Source organism: Xanthobacter sp. SG618, assembly GCF_012932745.1.
GTDB classification, from domain to species: domain Bacteria; phylum Pseudomonadota; class Alphaproteobacteria; order Rhizobiales; family Xanthobacteraceae; genus Xanthobacter; species Xanthobacter flavus.
On sequence record NZ_JABBHL010000001.1, the window covers coordinates 618,624 to 638,308 of the forward strand.

A 19,685-nucleotide genomic window follows, 5' to 3' on the forward strand; every position below is an offset into this window, starting at 1 on the left:
TTGGCGCAGGTCGCTACTCCACAGTGCATTTGATCTGGAATGTGTATCCTCGCCCCTCGCGCGCTACCGCAGTCGCCTCTTGTGGAGGCGCAGTATCAACGTCTGTAGGATCAACGCCATTCGCCCGCATGAAATTGGCCGCAAGGTCTGCTTTGATGCCGAAATTGATATTTTGGGGCAGCGATCCGTTATTTTGGAGCGAAGCAACTTCGCTGAGTTTGGATTGGATCACCCCGACGATTGATCCCCCGTTATCGACGATCGGCCCTCCTGAATTACCCGGCTGTATCGGCGCAGTGAACTGCAGCAGACGGGCATCGTTGCCCATTCCAGCGAGGGAGCTAACAAGTCCGCTGGTGAAGTTGAGACCATTGTCGAGCTGGCCGGCGAGGGGAAAACCCATAACGAACACGGCCTCTCCCAATTGAAGGGGCTTGCGCCGTATCTTGGCGTACGGCGTCTTCGGATCTCCGGAAGCTTGTACCAACGCCATGTCATTGATGGCATCTCGCGCCACGATACGCGCCGGCCCATAGCCAGAAATGGTCGCGCTTTTACAGTCAGCAACGACATGCGCGTTCGTGATCCCAGCTCCGCGGTCATTCACGAAGAAGCCACTTCCGGTCTGAATCGTTCCTCGGCTGGGGCCGGCGGGCTTTTGTGACGCTCCGGCGGTTGCCTCTCCTCCCGTCGCCGGCCCGGCAGCCGGAGGGTCCGAGAGCTGTCCCTTGTAGCGGACGCAATCGAGAAGCGCGGCCAGCATGCGTGACGTGCCATCGAGCCGGAAAGACGTAAGCTCTCCAGCCACCTTCGTATACAACATTCTCCCGCGCCGCATTTCTTGAAATATTCCAGAACTATTCTGCAAAGGCACGATAACCATGTCACGCCCGGCACTAATTCCAGAAAAATTATAAACCTGCCCATCATCGATCTTGAGCAAGAAATCGTATCTACGGTCATCAATGACACGAATTTTGCTCCCCTTAAGCCCTGCGTACCATCTAAAATCACTATCAATCATGAAAAATACAGAAACGCCGCTATTGTAGCGAGCCGAAGCGATACAACTACTAAACCGACCAGTCTTATCATCGGCGAAAGCATTCAGCTCCCATCCGGCGATATTGTAACTCGCCAGAGTGCGCGCTGCCGCTGAGGCGCAGACGACCAACGAGAGAATCGCGCCGACGAAGATTCGCATTAGCTCCATAGCCAGCCCCCAACCTGCAGGCGGCTCAACCTAGCATTGCCGTTAACCCGGGGGAAAGCACACCGCAAATCGTCCCTTGGCCAAGTGGCAAAAAGCGAGCCGACAAGGGGAGAAGTCCCGCTCGGAGCGTTGCGCTTACGCCGAATCGGGAGGTAACTTCCTTAAGGTTTTCACGCGTCCGTCCTGCAATCAAAGCTGCCCCGCCATTCCGGGAGAGGTGCGCATGTCCCGCCTGTTTGCGACCAGCCTGCTCGCCTCCACCTCGCTTCTCGCGCTCGCGCTGGCCGGCCCGGTGGCCCATGCCGGGGACTATGTGATCCCCTCGGACACGGTGCTCACGGCGCCTGTCTCGATCAGCGGCGCCACGCCGGGCGCGCCCTTCAGCGGCGTCATCAACCAGGGCGGGATCATCTATACAGAGACCACCAAGAACAGCTCGGCGGCGCTGGAGATCAGCCGCACCGGCCTCACCGACAGCGCGAGCATCGTCAATTCCGGCACCGTGAGCCTCACGCAGGTCATCACCAAGCTGAAGCTTCACGCCGGCGGCACGTCGGTCGCTGCGTCGGGCGAGACCAAGGGTATCGTGCTTTATGGCACCGCGCCGTCCTCCGGCAGCGTGCAGAACAGCGGCACCGTGCTGGCGCACCGCATCGTCACCGACCAGCCCGTCATCAAGACGAGCGGCGCAGTGGGCATCTCCGAATATGCCTATGGTGTGCAGTTGGACAGCTACTTCGCCGGCGGCGTCGCCAATGCCAACACCGGTGTCATCGACGTCGCCAACACGGCGACCATCGCCATCACGCAGTCAGACAAATACACCCAGCTGAATATCGTCACCGGTATCAGCGCCTATGGCTATACCGGCTACGGCACCGGGGCGGCCAACAGCTTCGATAATGCCGGCACCATCAAGGTGCGCGCCGGCGCCGCCATAAGCCAGACCTTCGCCCAGACCCGCACCGGCACCCTGCTCGCCTCGGCCACTGCCAATGCCATCGGCCTGATGATGACCCAGTCCGGCATGGCGACCCCCGCGGGCGCGACAGGTACCATCACCAATTCCGGCATCATCGACATCGCCGCCTCGATCACCGCGGCCACCCAGTACTCGGTAACGACCACCGCCGCGAAGGCGACCGGGCTGATGATCCAGTCCACCGCCAACGCCCTCGCGTCGGGCGTGCAGAGCAGCGGCGTGGCGATCAGCCATTTCGAGAATACGGGCACCATCTCGGTCGCCGCGTCGGCAACGGCGACGTCCTCGGGCAATGCGACGGCGGACAAGATCGCCCAGCTCGTGAACTACAATTCCCCCGCCGGGCCGACGACCTCGCTGGAGTCGGGCTCGGTGGGTGGGGCGGTGATCGCCTATGGCGTCAACCTCGCGAACGGCAGCCTGGGCGGGCTCACCAACAGCGGCACCATCGAGGTGACCGGCGTCGCCAAGACCACGGCAACCGCGTCAGCCACCGCCAAGCAAGAGACGCTGGTGGCGCAGCAGGATTTCGCCGCCGTCGAGCTCACCGGCATCAGCGTGTCCGTGGACAGCCTCACCGGCCCCGTCGTCAACAGCGGCACAGTGGCGCTGACGGCCTCCGCCTCCGTGAACAGCAAGCTCGTCGCCTCGGGCGCGAGCGGCCCCACCAGCAAGCAGTCCACGGTCAATGCCTCCGGCTATCTGCAGACGCGGCTGGTGGGCGTCGAGGTGGTGGCGAGCAGCTTCCAGGCCGACAACTACAGCGCCACCGTGCGCAACAGCGGGCGCATCCTTCTGTCTTCCAACGCGGTGGGCACCTTTGCAGGAACGGCCCAGTCCGACGGCGCGGCGGTGGCGGACGTCACCTTCTCCTCGGGCTCCAGCTTTCTCGTCGGCGGACTGCTGTTCGCCATCAACCAGGCGATCGGTATCGTCGTCAACTCGCCCAATATCGCCGAAGTGACGAACTCGGGCATCATCGACCTCGCCTCGACCTTCGCCTCGACCCAGACCGCGACGGCGTCTGGGGGCACGCAGGCGAACGCAACGGCCAGCTCCGCCTCGCCGACCTTCAACAGCTTCGGCCTCAACATCACCTCGGTTGCGACCGGGCCGACGAGCGGCACGGTCGCCACCACCGCCATCACCAATTCCGGCACCATCGGCCTGTCGTCGACGGTAGCGCTCACCAACTCTGCCATCGCCAACGCGTCAGGCGGTGCGGCGACGGCATCGGCGCTCAGCCAGTCCACGCAGCTCAGCACCATGCCGGGGCTCGATGGCGCCATCGCCGCGAGCTACGGCCTCTATGCCAGCCTCAACGGGATCGACGGCAGCTTCACCAATTCCGGCGTCATCACGGTGGAGCAGGCGCTCGCAATCACCGGCACGTCAACCGCCACCGGCACGAGCGCGCAGGCAACCACCGTCTCGGACGGGCTGTCGCTCGCCATGGGCGTCCTCGCACTGCCCGGCAAGATGACGGGATCGATCGTCAATTCCGGCGACATCACCGCCGTCGCCAGGGGCACCTTCGGCGCGACGGCGAACGCCTCGGGCCAGAGCGGCAAGGCGGAGGCGGACGCCACCGGCATCGTTCTCGCCAGCGGCCTCATCGCCTCGACGGAGGGCATGGCGGGCTTCTCCAACAGCGCAGACATCCTCTCCGGCGCCGCCGTCACCACGACCGTCTCGGCGACCGGCAGCGGCAACGCGAATGCAGCCGCGAACGGCGTCGGCTCGGCGATGGCGCTGGGCGTGATGCTGTCGGGCACGGGGAAGATCTCCGGCGGCTTCACCAATACCGGCACCATCGGCGCGACCGCGCTTTCGAGCGTAACCGCGTCGGGCGTCGGCGGAACGATCTCCACCGACGCCACGGCCGTCTCCTCGGCCTTCGGTCTCCTCACCGGGGCTGGCGCCGGTATCGGTGGCGATCTCGTTAATACGGGCACCATCGGCGCCGTCGCCAACGCATCGGCGACCGCGAGCGGCGGCACGGCAGATGCCTCCGCCTTCGCCTATGGCCTTGCGCTGAATGCCACCGGCGGCATCGGCGGCAGCATCGTGAATTCGGGGACCGTGATGGCCATCGCCGGGGCCGATGCCACCGGTGCGAGCCGCAGCGCGAAGGCGACGGCGGTGGGCCTCCAGCTCGCGTCCGGCACGGTGGGCGGCGCCCTCGCCAACACCGGCACCATCGCCGCGCAGGCGAGCGGCACGGACGCCACCGCCATCGGCATCGCCATCGGCTCCACCATCGACGGCAAGGCGCTGGGCGCGGCTGAGGTGACGACCCTCGAGACCCTGAAGGTGGACACCGCGCTCGCCGTCGCAGGGGTGGTGACGCTGACGGACGGCCTCGTGAACACCGGCACCATCGCCGCGACCACCGGCGCCTCGGGCAATGCCACCGCCATCAAGGTCGCCGGCGGCAGCAGCATCGGCACGCTCACCAATCGCGGCAGCATCATCGCCGCCGAGGGCAACACGGCCGGCGTCGCCATCGACCTCACCGGCGAGGGCTCGGCCACCCGCGTCCTGCTGCAGGACGGCGCCGTCTACGGCGATCTCGCCCTCTCCTCCACCTATGCCGACGCCATCACCTGGAGCGGCGGCACGCTCAGCGGCGACGTGCTCGGCGGCGGGCTCGGCAGCCTCACGGTGCTGGCCGGCGTGGACACGAGCTTCGCCTATTCCGGCACGCTAGAGAGCCTCGCGAAGGTCAGCGTCGGCGGCGACGGCACGCCGGTGAGCCTCGCCTTCATCGGCACGGCGGTGGGCATCGGCACCTTCGCCGTGAAGGACCAGGGCACGCTGATCCTCACCTCCGACAGCGCCATCGAAACCAAGTCCTACACCCAGTCCGCGGGCGGCACGCTGGGCGTCTATCTCTCCCCGCAATGGACCGCCGCGCCCATCGTCGCGACCAGCGCCGATCTGGACGGCACGGTGGCGGTGCTGGGTGCCTCGGGGCTACGGGTGAAGACCACGAGCTACGATCTCGTCGCCTCGTCCGACATCTCCGGCTCCTTCTCCGACGTGACCACCCCCAACAGCCTGCTCTCCGCCGCCGTCACCTATGATGCGGACGGGGCAACGCTGGTCCTCACGCGCAACGCCACCACCTCCCTCGCCGGCCTCTCCCTCGCGGGTCGCTCGCTGGCGGCGGGCATCGATCTCAACTACCAGCGCCTCTCCCTCTCCTCGCCGCTGAGCCCGGTACTGGACAGCTTCTATTCCAGCACCGACGGGCAGGTCGCGAACCTGCTGAACCAGATGTCCGGCGCGCCGCTGGCCGATGCGAAGACGGCCGGCATGGCCTCGTTCGGCACCATCAACGGGCAGATCAGCCAGCAGCTCGCCTCTACGCGCGGCACCGGCGCCCTGCCCAGCGGCGGCAGCGCGCTCCTCTCCTATGGCGCCGGCGAGGTGAACCTCTCCGGCAACGCCTATGCCGCGACCGGCTCCGCGTCCGGCGCGTCCAGCCCGTGGGCGTCGCTCTCGCCGGCCGCCGCGCCGGCGCCGCAGAACGGCGTGTGGCTGCGGCCGTTCGGCAACTGGGGCAGCTACGACACCGGCAACGGCACGGTCTCCAGCTCCGGCGGCGGCGTGCTGGGCGGCATCGAGCGGGCGTTCGGAGACGATGTGCGTGGCGGCGCCGTCTTCAGCTACCAGACGGCCAATCTCGGCTTCACCACGCCCGCCTCGGGATCGGTGGACCAGTGGACCGCCTCGCTCTATGCGGAAAAGCAGTGGGGCGCCTTCTACGCCAACCTGTTCGGCACCTACGGCTACCAGACCTACGACATGAGCCGCTCTATCGCGTACGGCGGCACGCTCTTCACCGCGCGCTCGAACTTTGCGGGCAATGCCGGCGCGGTGGTGGGCGAGGCGGGCTACGACTATTCCTATGCCCCCAGCGCCAAGCTCGAGCCCTATCTGCGGCTCGCCTATGCGGCGCTCGGCACCGAGACCTTCGCCGAGCGCGGGGCCGGCGTGTTCAACCTGAACGTCGCCGCCGACACCACCCAGTCGCTGCAATCCACCCTTGGCCTGCGCGTTATCCAGCCCCTGTCGTTCTCGACCCTGCCGGTGACGCTGCGGCTGGAGGCGGGCTGGCAGCACGAATATCTCGACACGGGCGCGAGCCTCGGCGCCGCTTTCCTCTCCGACAGCACCATCGCCTTCAACATCCTGTCGGGTGGGCCGAGCGACATGGCGCTCGCGGCGGCGGGCCTCTCCTTCGCACTCTCGGCAAATCTCGACGGCTACCTCGAATATCGCGGCAGCTTCGGCGACGGCTATTCCAACAGCACGGCATCCGCACAGCTACGGCTGCGGTTCTGATGGCGGAGGGGATGGGCGCGGATCGCGGCGGACCTCTGCCGACGCTGGAGCGCGCGTGGGAGCTCTACCGCGCCGGCGACCTCGGCGGGGCGGAGGCGGTGGCGCGGGCCATCGTCCAGCGCGCCGTTCTGGGCGAGCAGGCGGCAACGGCGGAGGCGGCGCACCTCGTCGGCGTCATCCTCGCGCAGACGGGCCGCACGGCTGAAGCCGTCACCTTCATGGCGTGGGCGGCCGGGGCTGATCCCGGCCGGGCCTCCTACCACAGCAATCTGTGCGAGATGCGTCGCCAGACCGGCGACCGGGCGGGCGCCGTCGCCGCCGGGCGCGCGGCGGTCGCGGCCGATCCCGCCTATGCGGCCGGGCACAACAATCTCGGCATCGCCTTGTTCGAGACCGGCGCGCTGGAGGAGGCCATCGCCTGCTACGGCCGGGCCATCGCGCTGCGCCCCGCCTTTGTCGAGGCCCACAACAATCTCGGCAACGCCTTGCGCGCCAAGGGCCTGCCAAACGAGGCCGTCGCCGCCTTCCGCGCCGCGCTGGCCCAGCGCGGGCATTATCCGGAGGCCTGGCACAATCTCGGCAACGTGCTGCGCGAGCAGGGCGACTTCCGCGAGGCGGACGCCGCCTTCCACACCGCCATCGCCCAGCGGCGGGACTATGTGGAGCCCTACAATTCCCTCGCCTTGTCCCTGTTCGCGCAGGAGCGCAGCGAGGAGGCCTTCGCCGTGCTGGCGCTCGCCATCGCGGCGGCACCGGAGCGGCCGGAGCCGGCCTTCTATCTGGCGCAGGGCCTGCTGAACGAGCGCAAGGCGGAGGGCGCGCGCTCGGCCTGCCAGCGGGCGCTACGGGCCAACCCGCACCATGTGCCGACCCTCGTCCTGCTCGCCCGCATCCTGCGCGATCTGGAGCGCGGCGACGAGGCGATGGAGGCTGCCCGCCGGGCGCTGGCCCTCGCCCCGGATGATCTCGACGCGCTGAACGTGCTCGGCCTGCTGCTGATGGAAACCGGCGACCTGCGCGGCGCCTGCGCCCTGTTCGAGCGGGCGCTGGCGAACGATCCCGCCTCGGTCAACAGCCGCATCAACCTCGTCGCGGCCCGCAAGGTGCGGCCGAACGAGGATATGGTTGCGGCGCTGGAGGGCGCGCTCGCCGCCGAGGCCGGCGAGACCGAGCGCATCCCGCTCCACTACGCCCTCGGCAAGGCCTATGACGACCTCGGCCGCCATGCCGAGGCCATGGAGCAGTTCATCGCAGGCGCCCGGCTGAAGCGGGCGCAGCTGACCTATGACGAGCCCGCGTCACTCGCCACCTTCGAGCGCATCCGCGCCATCTTCACCCCCGCCTTCATGGCCGAGCGGGCCGGGATGGGCCACGCACAGGCGCGGCCCATCTTCATCGTCGGCATGCCGCGCTCGGGCAGCACGCTGGTGGAGCAGATCCTCGCCAGCCATCCCGCCATCCAGGGCGGCGGCGAGATGGACCTGTTCCACCGCGCGGTGAACCGCATCGACCAAGCCTTCGGCGGCATGGTCCATTATCCCGAGCTGATGCATCTCATCGAGCGACCGGAGATGGCCGAGATCACGTCCGCCTATCTCGACGCCTTGCCCGCCCGCGCCTCCGGCAAGCGGCTGGTGGCGGACAAGATGCTGAACAACTACTTCTATCTCGGCCTCATCCACATCCTGTTCCCGCGCGCCGTCATCATCCATTGCCGGCGCGATCCGGTGGACACGGCCATCTCGTGCTTCTCGAAGCTGTTCCGGGACGACCTGCCCTACAGTTACGACTTCGGTGAACTCGCCCGCCACCATCACGCCTATGCCGGGCTGATGGCGCACTGGGACGAGGTGCTGCCGGAAGGCACCATCCTGCCCATGGACTACGAGGCGGTGGTCGCCGACATCGAGGGCGCAGCCCGCCGCCTCATCGCCGCCTGCGGGGAGGAATGGGACCCGGCTTGCCTGAAGTTCCACGAGACCGAACGGCCGGTGCGCACGGCCAGCATCACCCAGGTGCGCGAGCCGCTCTACGCCACCTCGGTCGGCCGATGGCGGCGCTACGGCCCCGCCATCCAGCCGCTGCTGGACGCGCTGGGTCGCTGAGACGTCAGGGCTCGTTCCGGCGTAGCAGCCGCATCTGCACCCGCGCGAAAACGCCGGAGGCGAGGCCCTGCATTCGGGCGATGGCGGCAAGCTGCGCCGTCGGCGCGGACAGGAAGCCCCCGCGCTCGGCGGTGCGGACGAGATGCGCCGCCACAACCTGCGGCGGCAGCGAGCGACCGGAACCGGCAAATGGCGCGATGGCGGCGGGGCGCAGCGGCCGCTCATAAGCGAGCTGCGGCGTGTCGGTGTCCGGGGGCACAGAGACCGTCACGCTGACGCCCGCGGCAGCCAGCTCAATGCGCAGCGCCTCGGCGAAGCCGCGCACCGCGAACTTGGACGCGCAATAGCCGGCATAGCCCGCGACCCCGAACAGGCCGGCGGCGGAGGCGACCATGGCGATGTGGCCCCGCCCCGCCGCCACCATGGACGGGGCTGCGGCACGCACGAGATTCGCGGTGCCGAGAAAATTGGTCTCCATCTGGGCCAGGGTGGCCGCGGCATCCTGCTCCAGGAAGAAGCCCGGCTCGACGATGCCGGCGCTCGCCACAACCCAGAGCGGCGGCCCGTGCTCCGAGACAAGGGCGTCCGCCAGCGCAGTGCATGCCGCTCCGTCGCGCACGTCGAGGACGTGGGCGGACACGACGATTCGCTGCGCCTCGAGATTCGCGCGGGCCTGAGCGAGGCGCGCCGGATCGCGGGCGAAGATCGCAACCGTACAACCCCGTTTTCCAAGGACTTGCGCCACGCTGAGGCCAATGCCGCTCGATCCCCCGCTGATGATGGCGAGGGGCCGTTTCGGGGGACCTGACCCTGCTGCGACCAAGTGCTGCGACATGCCAGACTTACCTTATTACCATCTTCCCGTAGGTAATCTACGGTGCCGATCGGAGCGCTTTACCTTGCAACTGCACGTACCGACTGCGCAATTTTGCGGGACAACGTTGACGTGTTGCAGTACCGCAACGCTCCCTTAAACGTTGTGTGGCTAGGTCGCTGTGCAAGGCGAGGGGATGTATAACAGCCCTGCTCCTCCAGCGGCGGGACCGTAGCGCGTCAATGTTGTCGGCAAAAAAATTTCTCGCGTCGCTGCTGCTCGCAGCCGCAACCTGCGGCTGCACGGCGCTACCCTCTTCCGGACCGTCGCGCGTCGAGATCGAGATGGCGCAGCCGTCCGACGATCAGCGCTATCTGCTGGTAGACGTTGACGACCGCACCCTTTCGCTTCTGGCGCAGGAGCGCCCCGCCTCCTTCGGCGGGCGCTTCGGCGACTATCGTCCGCCGACCCGCTACGTGGTGGGCGTCGGCGACGTCATCTCCGTCACCATCTGGGAGGCGGCAGCCGGCGGCCTGTTCTCAGGTCCGGTCATCGATCGGCTCGGCACCGGCTCGCGCAGTGCCGCGATCCCCGAGCAGCAGGTGGCGCAGGACGGCTCCATCACCGTTCCCTATGCCGGGCGCATCTCGGTGGCTGGCCGCACCACGGCGCAGATCGAGACCGCGGTGGTCGAGAAGCTGAGCGGCAAGGCCATCGAGCCGCAGGTGGTGGTGGTGGTCACGCGCAGCGTCAGCAACGCCGCCACCGTGCTCGGCGAGGCGACCTCCGGCGCCGTCGTCCCCCTCTCCCCGCGCGGCGACCGCGTGCTGGACGTGATCGCGGCGGCCGGCGGCATCAAGATTCCCGCCCACGAGGTGTTCGTGCGCCTGAGCCGTGGCGGCAGCACCGTGACGGTGCCCATGCAGGCGCTGCTCAACGATCCCAAGGAGGACGTCTACGTCCGCCCGCTGGACAAGATCGTGCTGATCCGCGACCCACAGACCTATACGGTGTTCGGCGCCGCCGGAAACCCGACCATCGTGCCGTTCGACGCGGTGGGCATCACGCTCGAAGAGGCGGTCGCCCGCGTCGGCGGCGTGCTCGACGCCCGTGCCGATCCCTCGGGCGTCTATCTGATGCGCGTGGAGCCTGTGCGCTTCGCCACCCGCCTGCGGCCGGATTCCCAGCCGATGGAGAGCAACGGCTATGTGCGCGTGATCTACCGCTGGAACATGCGCGATCCGAACTTCGTCTTCCTCGCCCGCGGATTCCATATCCGCAACAAGGATGCGATCTACGTCGCCAACGCGCCGCTGGCGGACCTGCAGAAGGTCACCTCGCTGTTCAACTCCGTCGCCCAGCCCGTGGTCAGCACGGTCTCGGTGGCGCAATAGGGCCGGCATGGTCTCCCCGGCGCAGGCGACCCGCGACAACGGATCGCCCCGCGCGCGGGGCGGCAGGACCGCCGCCGCCCCAGACAGAGTCACCCAGGAGCCAGCCGTGGCTCAGGAGCCAGCCGTCGCCGCCTCCCCGGCCGTCGCGCGGATCCAGCGCTTCCTGCCGCTTCCGCTGCTGCGCGGCGTCGGCGCGGCCATCTCCCGTCGCCGCGCCGCATCACGGAACGAGGCGCAGGCGACCCTTGCGGAAGGGCGCCGCGCCCATCTCACCCGCACGGAACTCGCCCTCGGCAGCTTCGGGCTGCTGGTGCTGCTGCCGGCGGTGGCGACCCTGCTTTATCTCACCTTCGTCGCCGCCCCCCAGTACCGCTCCGAGGCGCGCCTCGTGGTGCGCGGCAATCTGGAAACCGTCTCCAACGCCTCGGCCTCCCCTGCGGCCAATGGCATTCCGCAGGTGGCCAATACACAGGAGGCGCGGGTCGTCGTGGACTATCTGCGCAGCCGCGCCATGGTGGACGCGCTCCAGGAGCAGCTCGACCTGAAGCGCATCTTCGGCATCTCCGATCGCGACCCGGTGTTCGCCCTGTCGCCCGAGGCCAGCACGGAAGATCTCGTCACCTATTGGAACCGGCAGGTCAGCGTCAGCCTCGAGCAGATGTCCGGCGTCATCAAGGTGCAGGTCTATGCCTTCAGCCCGCAGAGCGCGGCCCTGCTCGCCGCCGCCGTGGTCCGCCAGGCCGAGCAGGTGACCAACGATCTCACCGCCCGCAACCGCAGCGACCGCGTGGTGGAGGCCGAGGCGGAGGAGCGCGCGGCGTTCACCGAGCTGGCGGTGGTGCGCACCGCGCTCGAAACCTTCCGCAACAGCCAGGGCACGCTGGACCCTACCAAGAGCGCCAGCGACGCCTTCGCCGTCATCTCCAAGCTGCGCGACCAGCGCTCGGCCCTGAACACGGACCTCAACGCCGCCCGCGCCCGGCTCGACGAGGATTCCCCCGTGGTGCGGGCGCTGAAGGAGCGGCTGCGCTCGCTGGACGAGAAGATCGCCGCGCTCGACGGCTCCCTCCTCGGCGATGCGGCCTCCACCGGCTCCAGCGGCAACCTCGTCGCCGGCGCCGAACTGGAAGCGAGCCGCCGCCTCGCCGAACAGCGGCTCAAGCAGGCCGAGGCGGAACTCATCGAGGCCCGCACGGACCGTGGCCGGCAGCAGGTCTACATCCTGGCCTTCATGGCCCCTACCCTGCCCCACGAAAAGGCCTTCCCCACCCCCCCGCTGCAGGCCGGCGCCGTCTTCGCCATCCTGTTCGCGGCCTGGGCGGTGGTCGCCCTCTACGTGGCCAGCGTCTACGCGCGGACGCGGTAGGTCGGGCGTCCCCGGCTCGTCCGGCGGACGGAGGCGACTACAGGCTCTCCTGGACGGCTTCCTGCGCCGCCTCGTCGGTGTCTTCGTCCACCCGGCCGACGGCCGCGGTGACGTCGGAGAAGATGCGCTCGTCCACGGCGAGGAGATCCTGCGCCGACGGCCACTGGGCGATCTGCTCGCGCAGTTCGCCGACCTGCCGCGACCAAGCGAGTTCCGGAAGCGGCGGCAGGTTCAGCTCCAGCACCGCGCGCATGGTCTCCCACCAGACGTCCTCATCGCCGGAGAGGCCGACCACGTCCATCTCGGAGAGGGTATCGAGGGCATTCTCCACCGCCGAGGTCTCCAGCACGTCGTCGGAGCCGCGGCAGGTCAGCAGCCGCGCCATGGGATTGGCGACGAGGCTGCGCTCGAAGGGCGAGAGGGTGCCGAGCCAGGTCTCGAGATCCGCCATCTCGGCGAGGTCTGCCTTGGCGAGGCTGTCCACCAGCGGCTTGTAGACGTCGCTCAGCACCGAGTTGGCAAGGTTCGGGGTCTTCACCGCCCAGCGCAGCACCAGCAGCTCTTCGGCGAGTTCCTCATAGGGATCGCGCAGCAGCACGGTGCACTTGAAGCCGCGGTCGCGCAGCAGCGGCTCGTAGGTGCGGAAGAACACCCGCCCCGTGCAGAAGATGGACGGCGTGAAAGCGATGCCGAGGATGGATTTCACCGCCTCCTCGGGGGTGCGCTCCAGCCGCGTGAACGGCATGTGGAAGAGGTCCTGCAGCGGCAGGTTCAGCTGCGCCTGCGCCACCACCCGCGTCTCCAGCCGGAACAGCTTCTGGTCCGCCCTCGCGGTAGGCGGCCGGCGGCGATAGATGCGGATGTTGGTGGTCTCGTCGTAAAGCTCGATGTCGATGGTGCCGGCGAGATCGGCGACCACATGGTCGTCCACCACGAAACCGCAGATGCCGGTCTCGTGCAGGCCCTGCTCGCGCAGCAGCGGGCGCAGCACGGTGGCGGGGATCACCTTGCGCAGCTCACCGCCCACCAGCACCGAGACGCGCGGCGTGGAGGCGGGATTGTCCGGCATGATCCAGCCGACGATGCGGCTGCCGGCGTCCTCGTCGATGCTAAAGAGCACGCCGGCCCTCCTGGTGGTGGTCGCGATGGGGCGCGATCATAGACGGCCTCACCGGCGATGATCGCGGATGACCGCGATCAGGACCATGACGTTGAGCCAGAAGATGCCGGCCAGCACCAGCACGAACAGGCCGGTGCGCCACCAGCTCGGCTCGGTGGAGGTGGTGGGCAGGCTCGGCGGCACGAACACGTTGACGAAGGCGCTCTGCGCCCGCATCCGCCGCTCCGCCTCCTGCAGGCCGGCGACGGCGATGGACTGCATGGTCTCGGCAAAACGCACCTCCATCTCGGCCTCCTCGAAGGCGGCGAGGGCGTTCACCGTGCTCCCCTTGGAGCCACCGGGGCCGCCAAGGCTGGCCCGGAAGGCAGCGATCTCGGTGTCGATGGCGCGCACCCGGTCGCGCAGCACGCCGAGGGCGGGACCATCGGGCGCGGAGAGCTTCTCCAGCGAGCGCATCTCCTTGTCGGCGGAGATGCGCTCCTGCTCCAGCCGAAGCAGGCTCGTGCCGAGGGCCTCGGCCGCCTGCACGGGATCGACCGCGCGCTGGCGGCCGCGCCATTCCTGCTGGCGGGCGAGCGCCACCACGTAGCGCGCCTTGGCGCGGTTGAGCTGGTCCGCGGCGCGGGTCACGCTGTCGGCGCGGGAGCGGGAGATGATGTCGTTGAGCAGCACCTCGCCGTCGCGCACGATGCGCTGGGCGATGGTGCGGGCATCCTCGGGCGAGAAGGCGCGCACTCGCAGGAGCACGATCTCGGAGCGGCGGTCCACCGCGGCGGTGACGTGGCGGTTCCAGTAGCGCCACACGTCCTCCAGCGTCGCATCGGTGGAGAGCCGCGAGAGCGGATCGAGCCCCGGGCGGGAGAAGAAGGCGCGCAGCCAGCCGTCGGCATCGAGGGCGGCGACGAAGGAGCGGCTGGTGATGTAGCTGGCGAGCACGAAAGGCGCCTGCGCCTGGCGGCCACCGGCCCCGCCGCCGAACAGGCTGGAGAGGCCCTTCATCACCCCGGCCATCGCGCCCTTCGTGCCATCCTCGCCGTCATCGCTCGAAGCCCGGTCGGGCAGGGATTCGCGCACGGCGAGCCGCGCCTCGGAGACATAGACGGGGCTCGCGATCACCCCCGCATAGAAGGCGCAGACGGCGGCCGGCAGCAGCACGCAGGCGACGAACGAGAGGCGCAGCAGGCGGAACCAGCGCTGCGAGGCCGTCGCGCCGGTGCCGAAGGTGCGCGGCAACCGCCGCCAGCGCAGCGCCGGCTGCACGAACGGCAGCACCACGAAGGCACGGCTGCGCTCGATCAGAACCCGGATGGGCGGCGCCGACGGCAGGCCCATCGTCACCTCGCTCTCAGGACCACGACATCCTGGAAATCATGCAGCGCGCCGGAGCCGATGGCCACCACATCGAAGAAGTGGCTCCATTCGGCATGAACATAGGCCGCGCTGATGAAGGTGATGCCGTATTCATAGGCCGCGCTGGTGAGGTGCCCCTCCTGGCGGATGAAGACGTAGCCGTGGCCGTCCTCCATCACCGGCTGCGCGGCGGCAAGCTCGGGCTCCGGGATGGACAGCATCTCGAAGATGCGCGCCTCCGTCCGCGCCCGGGCGAAGGCGCGGTCGCCGTGGATGGAGAGGAACAGCAGCGCGCCGGGCGCGCATACGCGGCGCAGCTCCTGAAGATAGAACAGCTGGTCCTGTTCGTTCAGGTGGCTGAAGACCGAGATGGAGACCACCGCATCGAAGCTGCCGTCCGCCACCGGCAAAGGCTCGCGCGGCACGCTCAGCACCGGCTCCACATGGGCGAGGTTCTGCCCCACCCAGTCGAGGTGGCGGGCGTCCACGTCCATGCCCACGTAGCGGCCGGAGAAGCCGTGGAACATGCGCGCCAGCCGGCCGACGCCGACGCCGAAGTCGAGCAGCGAGCGGTAGCTGGCCAGCGGCACCGGGCTCAGCGCCTGCAGCGCGCGCAGGAAATCGACGCCGTGGCTGGCGAAGTCGCGCGTAGCGGTGAGGCCGGTGGTGTTGTGCATCAGCTCTTCAGGCGGAAACGGCGCGATGGTGCCTTCGGGCGCCGCCTCGGCGAGGTTGAGCGCGAGCCAGGCGTCGAAATCCCCGGCGATGCCCGAGGCGACGGTGCCCGGCGCCGCGGCCTGGGCGCGCGCGCCCACCTCGTCGTCTGCCCGCTCACCCGCTGCCGTGCCGTCACTCTGCGAACCCGCCATCGTCTCCGCCTCAATGCTCATCACGCCTCTTCCATCTCCCCGCTCCGTGCCCCGATGCCCTCAGGCCGACGCCCCGCCTTGGCGGGCGCGATCATAGAAGGCGACCACATCCTCCACCATATGGCGCGAGGTGCGATCGTATCGCGTGCCGGCGGAGAGGGTGCGGGCGAGGCCCGGATCACGCGTGAAGGCTTCCAGCCTGCCATACAGCGCCTTGACCGAGCCTTTTGTGAAGGTGAAGCCGTTGACGCCGTTTTCCACGAATTCGCTCATGCCCTCCACGTCGGAGACCAGCACCGGCGTGTGGGTGGCGAGGGCCTGGAGCAGGATCAGCGGGCTGTTCTCCACCCATACGGAGGGGATGACCAGCACGTCGATCTCGGCCAGCACCGCGGCCATCCGCTCCACCGGGAAGGTGCCGCGGAAGGCCACCTGAAGCCCGGCGGCGGCGGCGCGGACCTCTCCGGCATAGGCCGGGTCCATCCGCTCGTCGCCATAGATGTCGAGGCTGAAGGCGTCCGCCGGCGCCGACTTCATGGCCTCCAGCAGCAGGTGCAGGCCCTTGTGGGGCGCGAGCTGGCCGATGAAGCCGAGGCGCAGCGGCCCGCCGGTGCGCTCGGGCTTGGGCGCGCGGTCAATGTCGATGCCGAACCGGCACAGGTCCAGCGGCACGCGGATGTCCGAGCGGCGATAGCTCTCCAGCATGAAGCGGGTGGGGGTGAGCGCGCCAGCATAGGCGGAATAGGCGGCGGCGAGATGGCCCGGCCGCTCCTTGAGGGCGGCGATGGTGCCGCGCCAGTCGGCGGGCGCGAGGCGCGGCGCGCGCGCCACCACCGGCGGCACCACGGCGCGCAGCAGGCCCTGCACGGGCCCCTTGTCCTTGCCGCCGGCGAAGAACGCGCAGGCGACGCAATTGGCGCGGTCGGCATCCGGCCCGGCGCAGAGGCTGCCGTCGGCGGCATCCAGCTTGTTGTTGAAGCAGAAGCCGAAGAAGTCGGTGAAGGTGGCGACCGTGGGCAGGCCGAGCCGCCCGGTCACATCCAGCAGCGCCGTGGTGTGGTTGATAAGATGGCACACATGCACGATGTCCGGCCGGATGTCCCTCAGGATGCGCTCGTGGATGAAGCGCAGGGCCGGCAGGTGGAAGGTGTCGCGCAGGGCGGCATTGGGATGGACGTTGCGGTCGATGCGGATGACCGGGATGCCGTCGAAGCTGTCGCGCTCCACCAGCGCACCCTGGGCCGGCTCGCCCGGAAAGGTGGCCGTGACCACCACCGGCTCGTGCCCGAGGGCCTTCAGCTCCCGCGCTACGGTGCGAGTGTAGCTTTCGGTACCGTAGAAATGGTCGGGGAAGTAGCAATGGACGTAAAGGGCGACCCGCATTGAACGTCTGCTTCGGTCCTCAGCTCGTTGACGAGCATCTCGATGCCGAGATCGAGATCGATGACGGGGGCCCAACCAAGCCGCTCGCTGGCGCGGCGGATGTCGAGGACGGAGGCGGGCACGTCGAAGGGGCGGGCCGCGATGGGCTCGATGATGATGCGCTGCCCGACCGCCGCCTCGACCTTGGCGATCAGCTCGGACAGGGAATGGCCGGTGCCGGAGGCGATGTTCACCGGGCCGGGCACATTGTGCATCCGTCCGGCGGCGAGCAGCGCGCTCACCACGTCGTCCACATGCACGTAGTCGCGCACGGTCGAGCCGTTGCCGAACAGCTTCACCGGCTCACCGCGCAGGGCGGCGCGGGTGAAGAGGGTGACGGCGCCGAGGCCGCCCAGCTCGGTCTGCCCCGCGCCGTAGCAATTGCCGATGCGCAGCGCGATGCCGTCCAGGCCGTGCAAGCGGCGGAACTTCTCCAGATAATGCTCCACCATGAGCTTGGAGATGCCGTAGGCGCTGAGCGGCTTGGCGGGGTGATGCTCTGCCACCGGCAGTTGCTCCGGCGCGCCATAGACGGCGCCGCCGGAGGAGGCGAAGACGATGCGGATGCCGGGATAGCGGCGCGCGGCTTCCATCAGGCGCACGCTGCCCACCACATTCTCCAGAATGTCGCGGGCCGGATCGAGACCGGCGCTGGAAGGGATGGTGGACCAGGCGAGATGATAGACCGTGCTGACGCCGTCGAGCAGGTCATCCCAGCCGGTGAAGGTCGCAAGATCGAGGGCACGCCAGCGTACGCCACGATGGAAGGGGGCATGCTCGAGCCGGCGGGTGGTGGCGATGGTGCCGACCGAACTTTCCGCAAGCTTCTGACACAGACGACGCCCGATGACGCCTGCGCCCCCCACAACCAGTGATGTCATGCACCGCCGGCGCGAGGCACCGCCTCCCCGCACCCTCCACCGAGTGAAGTTTACAGAAGCGGCCAAGATCAAGCCTCAGTCGGCACCTGCCGTTGGGACCAGCCTACCACCTCAGCTGCTACCTTAGCGCGAACGATTCGAACCCGCCAGTCCGTATCGCACCGCAATATGCAGCAACGTTGGTTAAACTTCAGCGAACAGGCTGGCCCGAGGGAAGCCCGGCATGAGGTCGGTGGGTCGGCCGAGCGCCTGTGCATAAACCTCGGCGTAGGCCGCGATCATGGCGTCGAGGCCGAACATCCGCGCCCGTTCGCGATTGTGGGCGCCGACGGCATCGAGCCGCGCGGGATCGTCCAGCAGGTCACAGATGATGCCCGCAAGCCCTTCGGAATCCTCGGCCAGCGTCTCCGAGGTGCCGAGGATTTCCGGCAGGGCGCCGACCTTGAAGCCGGCCACCGCCTGCCCCATGGCCATGGCGAAGGGCGTCACCTGCCCGAAGCTCTCCCGAACCACCGGCGCCACGAACACCCGGAAGCGGCGATAGAGCGTCGGAAGGTCCGCATAGGGCACGGTACCGGTGAACTCGAAGTTGTGGATGACGCCGGCCGCAACGGCCTTGGCATGGAACACGGGCAGAAGCTCGCCGTCGCCCACCACGATGATCCGCGTCTTGGGCCGGCGCCGCGCGACCGCGATCAGCGGGTCCACGGAGTTTTCGCCGAGCTTGTCGGGATGGAGGCGATAGACCATGCCGATGCTGTCCGCCGCATCCCCGATCCAGGGGCCGGGCGTGAAGGCGTCGAGGTCGATGCCGGGATGGACCACGCGTCCGCTGACGATGTTCGGCGCGAAAGCGGCGCGGATATAGTCCGAGACGAAGACATAGGTGGAGATCCGCGCATCGCGCAGCGGCTCCACCGGCGTGTTGACGTTCTCGACCAGCACGGCCGGGGTCGGCCGCGCCGCTTCCAGCGCCGCCTCGTACCAGGGCCGGTCGCTGTCGCCCCAATAGTGGATATGCACGATGTCCGGCGCCACCTGCGCCAGGACGTGGGCGAAGGCGCTCGTCGGGCTGCCGAGGGGCAAATGGTGGATCACCATGTTCTCGTGCCGGCCCTGCGGCGGCAAGGCGGCGGTGAGCACCTGCATCTCGTAGCGGTGGCCGAGGCGCTCCATGAGGTCGACCACCAACTGGGTCGAGCCGCCCACAAACACGTTGGGGATGATGTGGAGCATGCGCGGGCGCGCAGGCACCGGCGGATGGTGCGGCCGCACACGGTAAACCACGCCCTTGCGCCCGAACACGAGGCCGGTGAAGTCGCGGCCGAAGGTGCGAGCACGGCGGGCTGGCTGCGCGCGCGCCTTCAGCAGGCCGGCGCTATCGCGCTCCGGCACAACGGTGGTGCGGCCGGCGGCGCGCCACATCTCCACGAGCGTGCCGATGGAGGGGCCGGGCGCCACGATGAGATCGCGCAGCCGCTCCAGCGGCAGCGGTAGCGACAGGTTGAAGGTGCGGGACGGCCGCCCGGCGGCGATCTGCTCCACCTTGTAGCCGACGAGATTGGCATGGTCCTGAAGCGCCTCCAGCCGGCGGACGATTTCCTCCTGCCCGGCCGCAAGGCGGGCGAGGGTCTCCTCCATCCGGTCGAGACGGGCGGCGAGGGCGTCGTCCCCGTCCGGCACGGGATCGGCTGAGGGCGGACCGGCGACGAACGGACGAGGCATCTGCAACGCGAACCTTTTGTTGGGTAATCTCAGGCCATGGTCTGGCCGGCAGGCGGCGAGGATAGACACACAAGCCCGCCGGCTGCTAGTAGCG

At 68.6% G+C, this 19,685-nt stretch carries 12 protein-coding genes; 4 read left to right on the forward strand and 8 right to left on the reverse strand.

Annotated features, from left to right (window positions below; genetic code table 11):
- Nucleotides 1-13: 13 nt before the first annotated feature.
- Nucleotides 14-1,204 carry a serine protease gene (locus FHT36_RS02980; RefSeq protein WP_169120996.1) on the reverse strand — a complete coding sequence of 397 codons (1,191 nt, stop codon included), beginning with the start codon at nucleotides 1,202-1,204 and terminating at the stop codon, nucleotides 14-16.
- Between the two features lie 232 nt (nucleotides 1,205-1,436).
- Between FHT36_RS02980 and FHT36_RS02985 the strand changes: the two genes are divergently transcribed.
- Together FHT36_RS02985 and FHT36_RS02990 are read left to right on the forward strand one after the other, a co-directional pair.
- A complete protein-coding gene (locus FHT36_RS02985; protein WP_169121005.1) occupies nucleotides 1,437-6,545 on the forward strand; it encodes an autotransporter domain-containing protein in 5,109 nt (1,702 codons plus the stop codon).
- An 11-nt stretch (nucleotides 6,546-6,556) separates the two neighbouring features.
- The gene (locus FHT36_RS02990) at nucleotides 6,557-8,650 is read left to right on the forward strand and encodes a tetratricopeptide repeat-containing sulfotransferase family protein (protein ID WP_169121007.1); all 2,094 of its coding nucleotides are present in this window, start codon (nucleotides 6,557-6,559) and stop codon (nucleotides 8,648-8,650) included.
- Nucleotides 8,651-8,654: 4 nt separating this feature from the next.
- Here FHT36_RS02990 and FHT36_RS02995 read toward each other — a convergent pair whose 3' ends face one another.
- The gene (locus tag FHT36_RS02995; protein WP_246701985.1) at nucleotides 8,655-9,485 is read right to left on the reverse strand and encodes an SDR family NAD(P)-dependent oxidoreductase; all 831 of its coding nucleotides are present in this window, start codon (nucleotides 9,483-9,485) and stop codon (nucleotides 8,655-8,657) included.
- Nucleotides 9,486-9,808: 323 nt separating this feature from the next.
- On the opposite strand from FHT36_RS02995, the gene FHT36_RS03000 reads away from it, so the two are divergent.
- Entirely contained in the window at nucleotides 9,809-10,858 is a 1,050-nt protein-coding gene (locus tag FHT36_RS03000; RefSeq protein ID WP_246701986.1) for a polysaccharide biosynthesis/export family protein, read from the forward strand.
- Between the two features lie 106 nt (nucleotides 10,859-10,964).
- A complete protein-coding gene (locus FHT36_RS03005) occupies nucleotides 10,965-12,224 on the forward strand; it encodes a hypothetical protein (protein WP_169121013.1) in 1,260 nt (419 codons plus the stop codon).
- A 37-nt stretch (nucleotides 12,225-12,261) separates the two neighbouring features.
- Here the strand turns inward: FHT36_RS03005 and FHT36_RS03010 are convergent, their stop codons facing one another.
- From FHT36_RS03010 to FHT36_RS03035, 6 genes are all read right to left on the reverse strand, one after another.
- Complete coding sequence (locus tag FHT36_RS03010; RefSeq protein WP_169121015.1) at nucleotides 12,262-13,344, reverse strand: hypothetical protein; 1,083 nt, start codon at nucleotides 13,342-13,344, stop codon at nucleotides 12,262-12,264.
- 48 nt (nucleotides 13,345-13,392) lie between these two features.
- Nucleotides 13,393-14,676, reverse strand: a complete 1,284-nt coding sequence (locus tag FHT36_RS03015; RefSeq protein ID WP_169121016.1) for a hypothetical protein — start codon at nucleotides 14,674-14,676, stop codon at nucleotides 13,393-13,395.
- Nucleotides 14,677-14,678: 2 nt separating this feature from the next.
- Nucleotides 14,679-15,584 (reverse strand): class I SAM-dependent methyltransferase, encoded by a 906-nt coding sequence (locus tag FHT36_RS03020; RefSeq protein WP_169121017.1) that lies wholly within the window; start codon nucleotides 15,582-15,584, stop codon nucleotides 14,679-14,681.
- Nucleotides 15,585-15,623: 39 nt separating this feature from the next.
- A complete protein-coding gene (locus FHT36_RS03025) occupies nucleotides 15,624-16,946 on the reverse strand; it encodes a glycosyltransferase family 4 protein (protein WP_169121018.1) in 1,323 nt (440 codons plus the stop codon).
- A complete protein-coding gene (locus FHT36_RS03030; RefSeq protein WP_169121019.1) occupies nucleotides 16,871-17,866 on the reverse strand; it encodes an NAD-dependent epimerase/dehydratase family protein in 996 nt (331 codons plus the stop codon). Before FHT36_RS03030 ends, FHT36_RS03025 begins: the two co-directional genes overlap by 76 nt.
- Before the next feature lie 183 nt (nucleotides 17,867-18,049).
- Nucleotides 18,050-19,591, reverse strand: a complete 1,542-nt coding sequence (locus FHT36_RS03035) for a glycosyltransferase family 4 protein (RefSeq protein ID WP_169121020.1) — start codon at nucleotides 19,589-19,591, stop codon at nucleotides 18,050-18,052.
- Nucleotides 19,592-19,685: the final 94 nt, after the last annotated feature.

Excerpts from the sequence above, each read along its gene's own strand:
- FHT36_RS02980 (WP_169120996.1), bottom strand. The coding sequence starts at position 1,204 with ATGCGAATCTTCGTCGGCGCGATTCTCTCGTTGGTCGTCTGCGCCTCA.
- FHT36_RS02985 (WP_169121005.1), top strand. The coding sequence starts at position 1,437 with ATGTCCCGCCTGTTTGCGACCAGCCTGCTCGCCTCCACCTCGCTTCTC.
- FHT36_RS02990 (WP_169121007.1), top strand. The coding sequence starts at position 6,557 with ATGGGCGCGGATCGCGGCGGACCTCTGCCGACGCTGGAGCGCGCGTGG.
- FHT36_RS02995 (WP_246701985.1), bottom strand. The coding sequence starts at position 9,485 with ATGTCGCAGCACTTGGTCGCAGCAGGGTCAGGTCCCCCGAAACGGCCC.
- FHT36_RS03000 (WP_246701986.1), top strand. The coding sequence starts at position 9,809 with ATGGCGCAGCCGTCCGACGATCAGCGCTATCTGCTGGTAGACGTTGAC.
- FHT36_RS03015 (WP_169121016.1), bottom strand. The coding sequence starts at position 14,676 with ATGGGCCTGCCGTCGGCGCCGCCCATCCGGGTTCTGATCGAGCGCAGC.
- FHT36_RS03020 (WP_169121017.1), bottom strand. The coding sequence starts at position 15,584 with ATGAGCATTGAGGCGGAGACGATGGCGGGTTCGCAGAGTGACGGCACG.
- FHT36_RS03025 (WP_169121018.1), bottom strand. The coding sequence starts at position 16,946 with ATGCGGGTCGCCCTTTACGTCCATTGCTACTTCCCCGACCATTTCTAC.
- FHT36_RS03030 (WP_169121019.1), bottom strand. The coding sequence starts at position 17,866 with ATGACATCACTGGTTGTGGGGGGCGCAGGCGTCATCGGGCGTCGTCTG.
- FHT36_RS03035 (WP_169121020.1), bottom strand. The coding sequence starts at position 19,591 with ATGCCTCGTCCGTTCGTCGCCGGTCCGCCCTCAGCCGATCCCGTGCCG.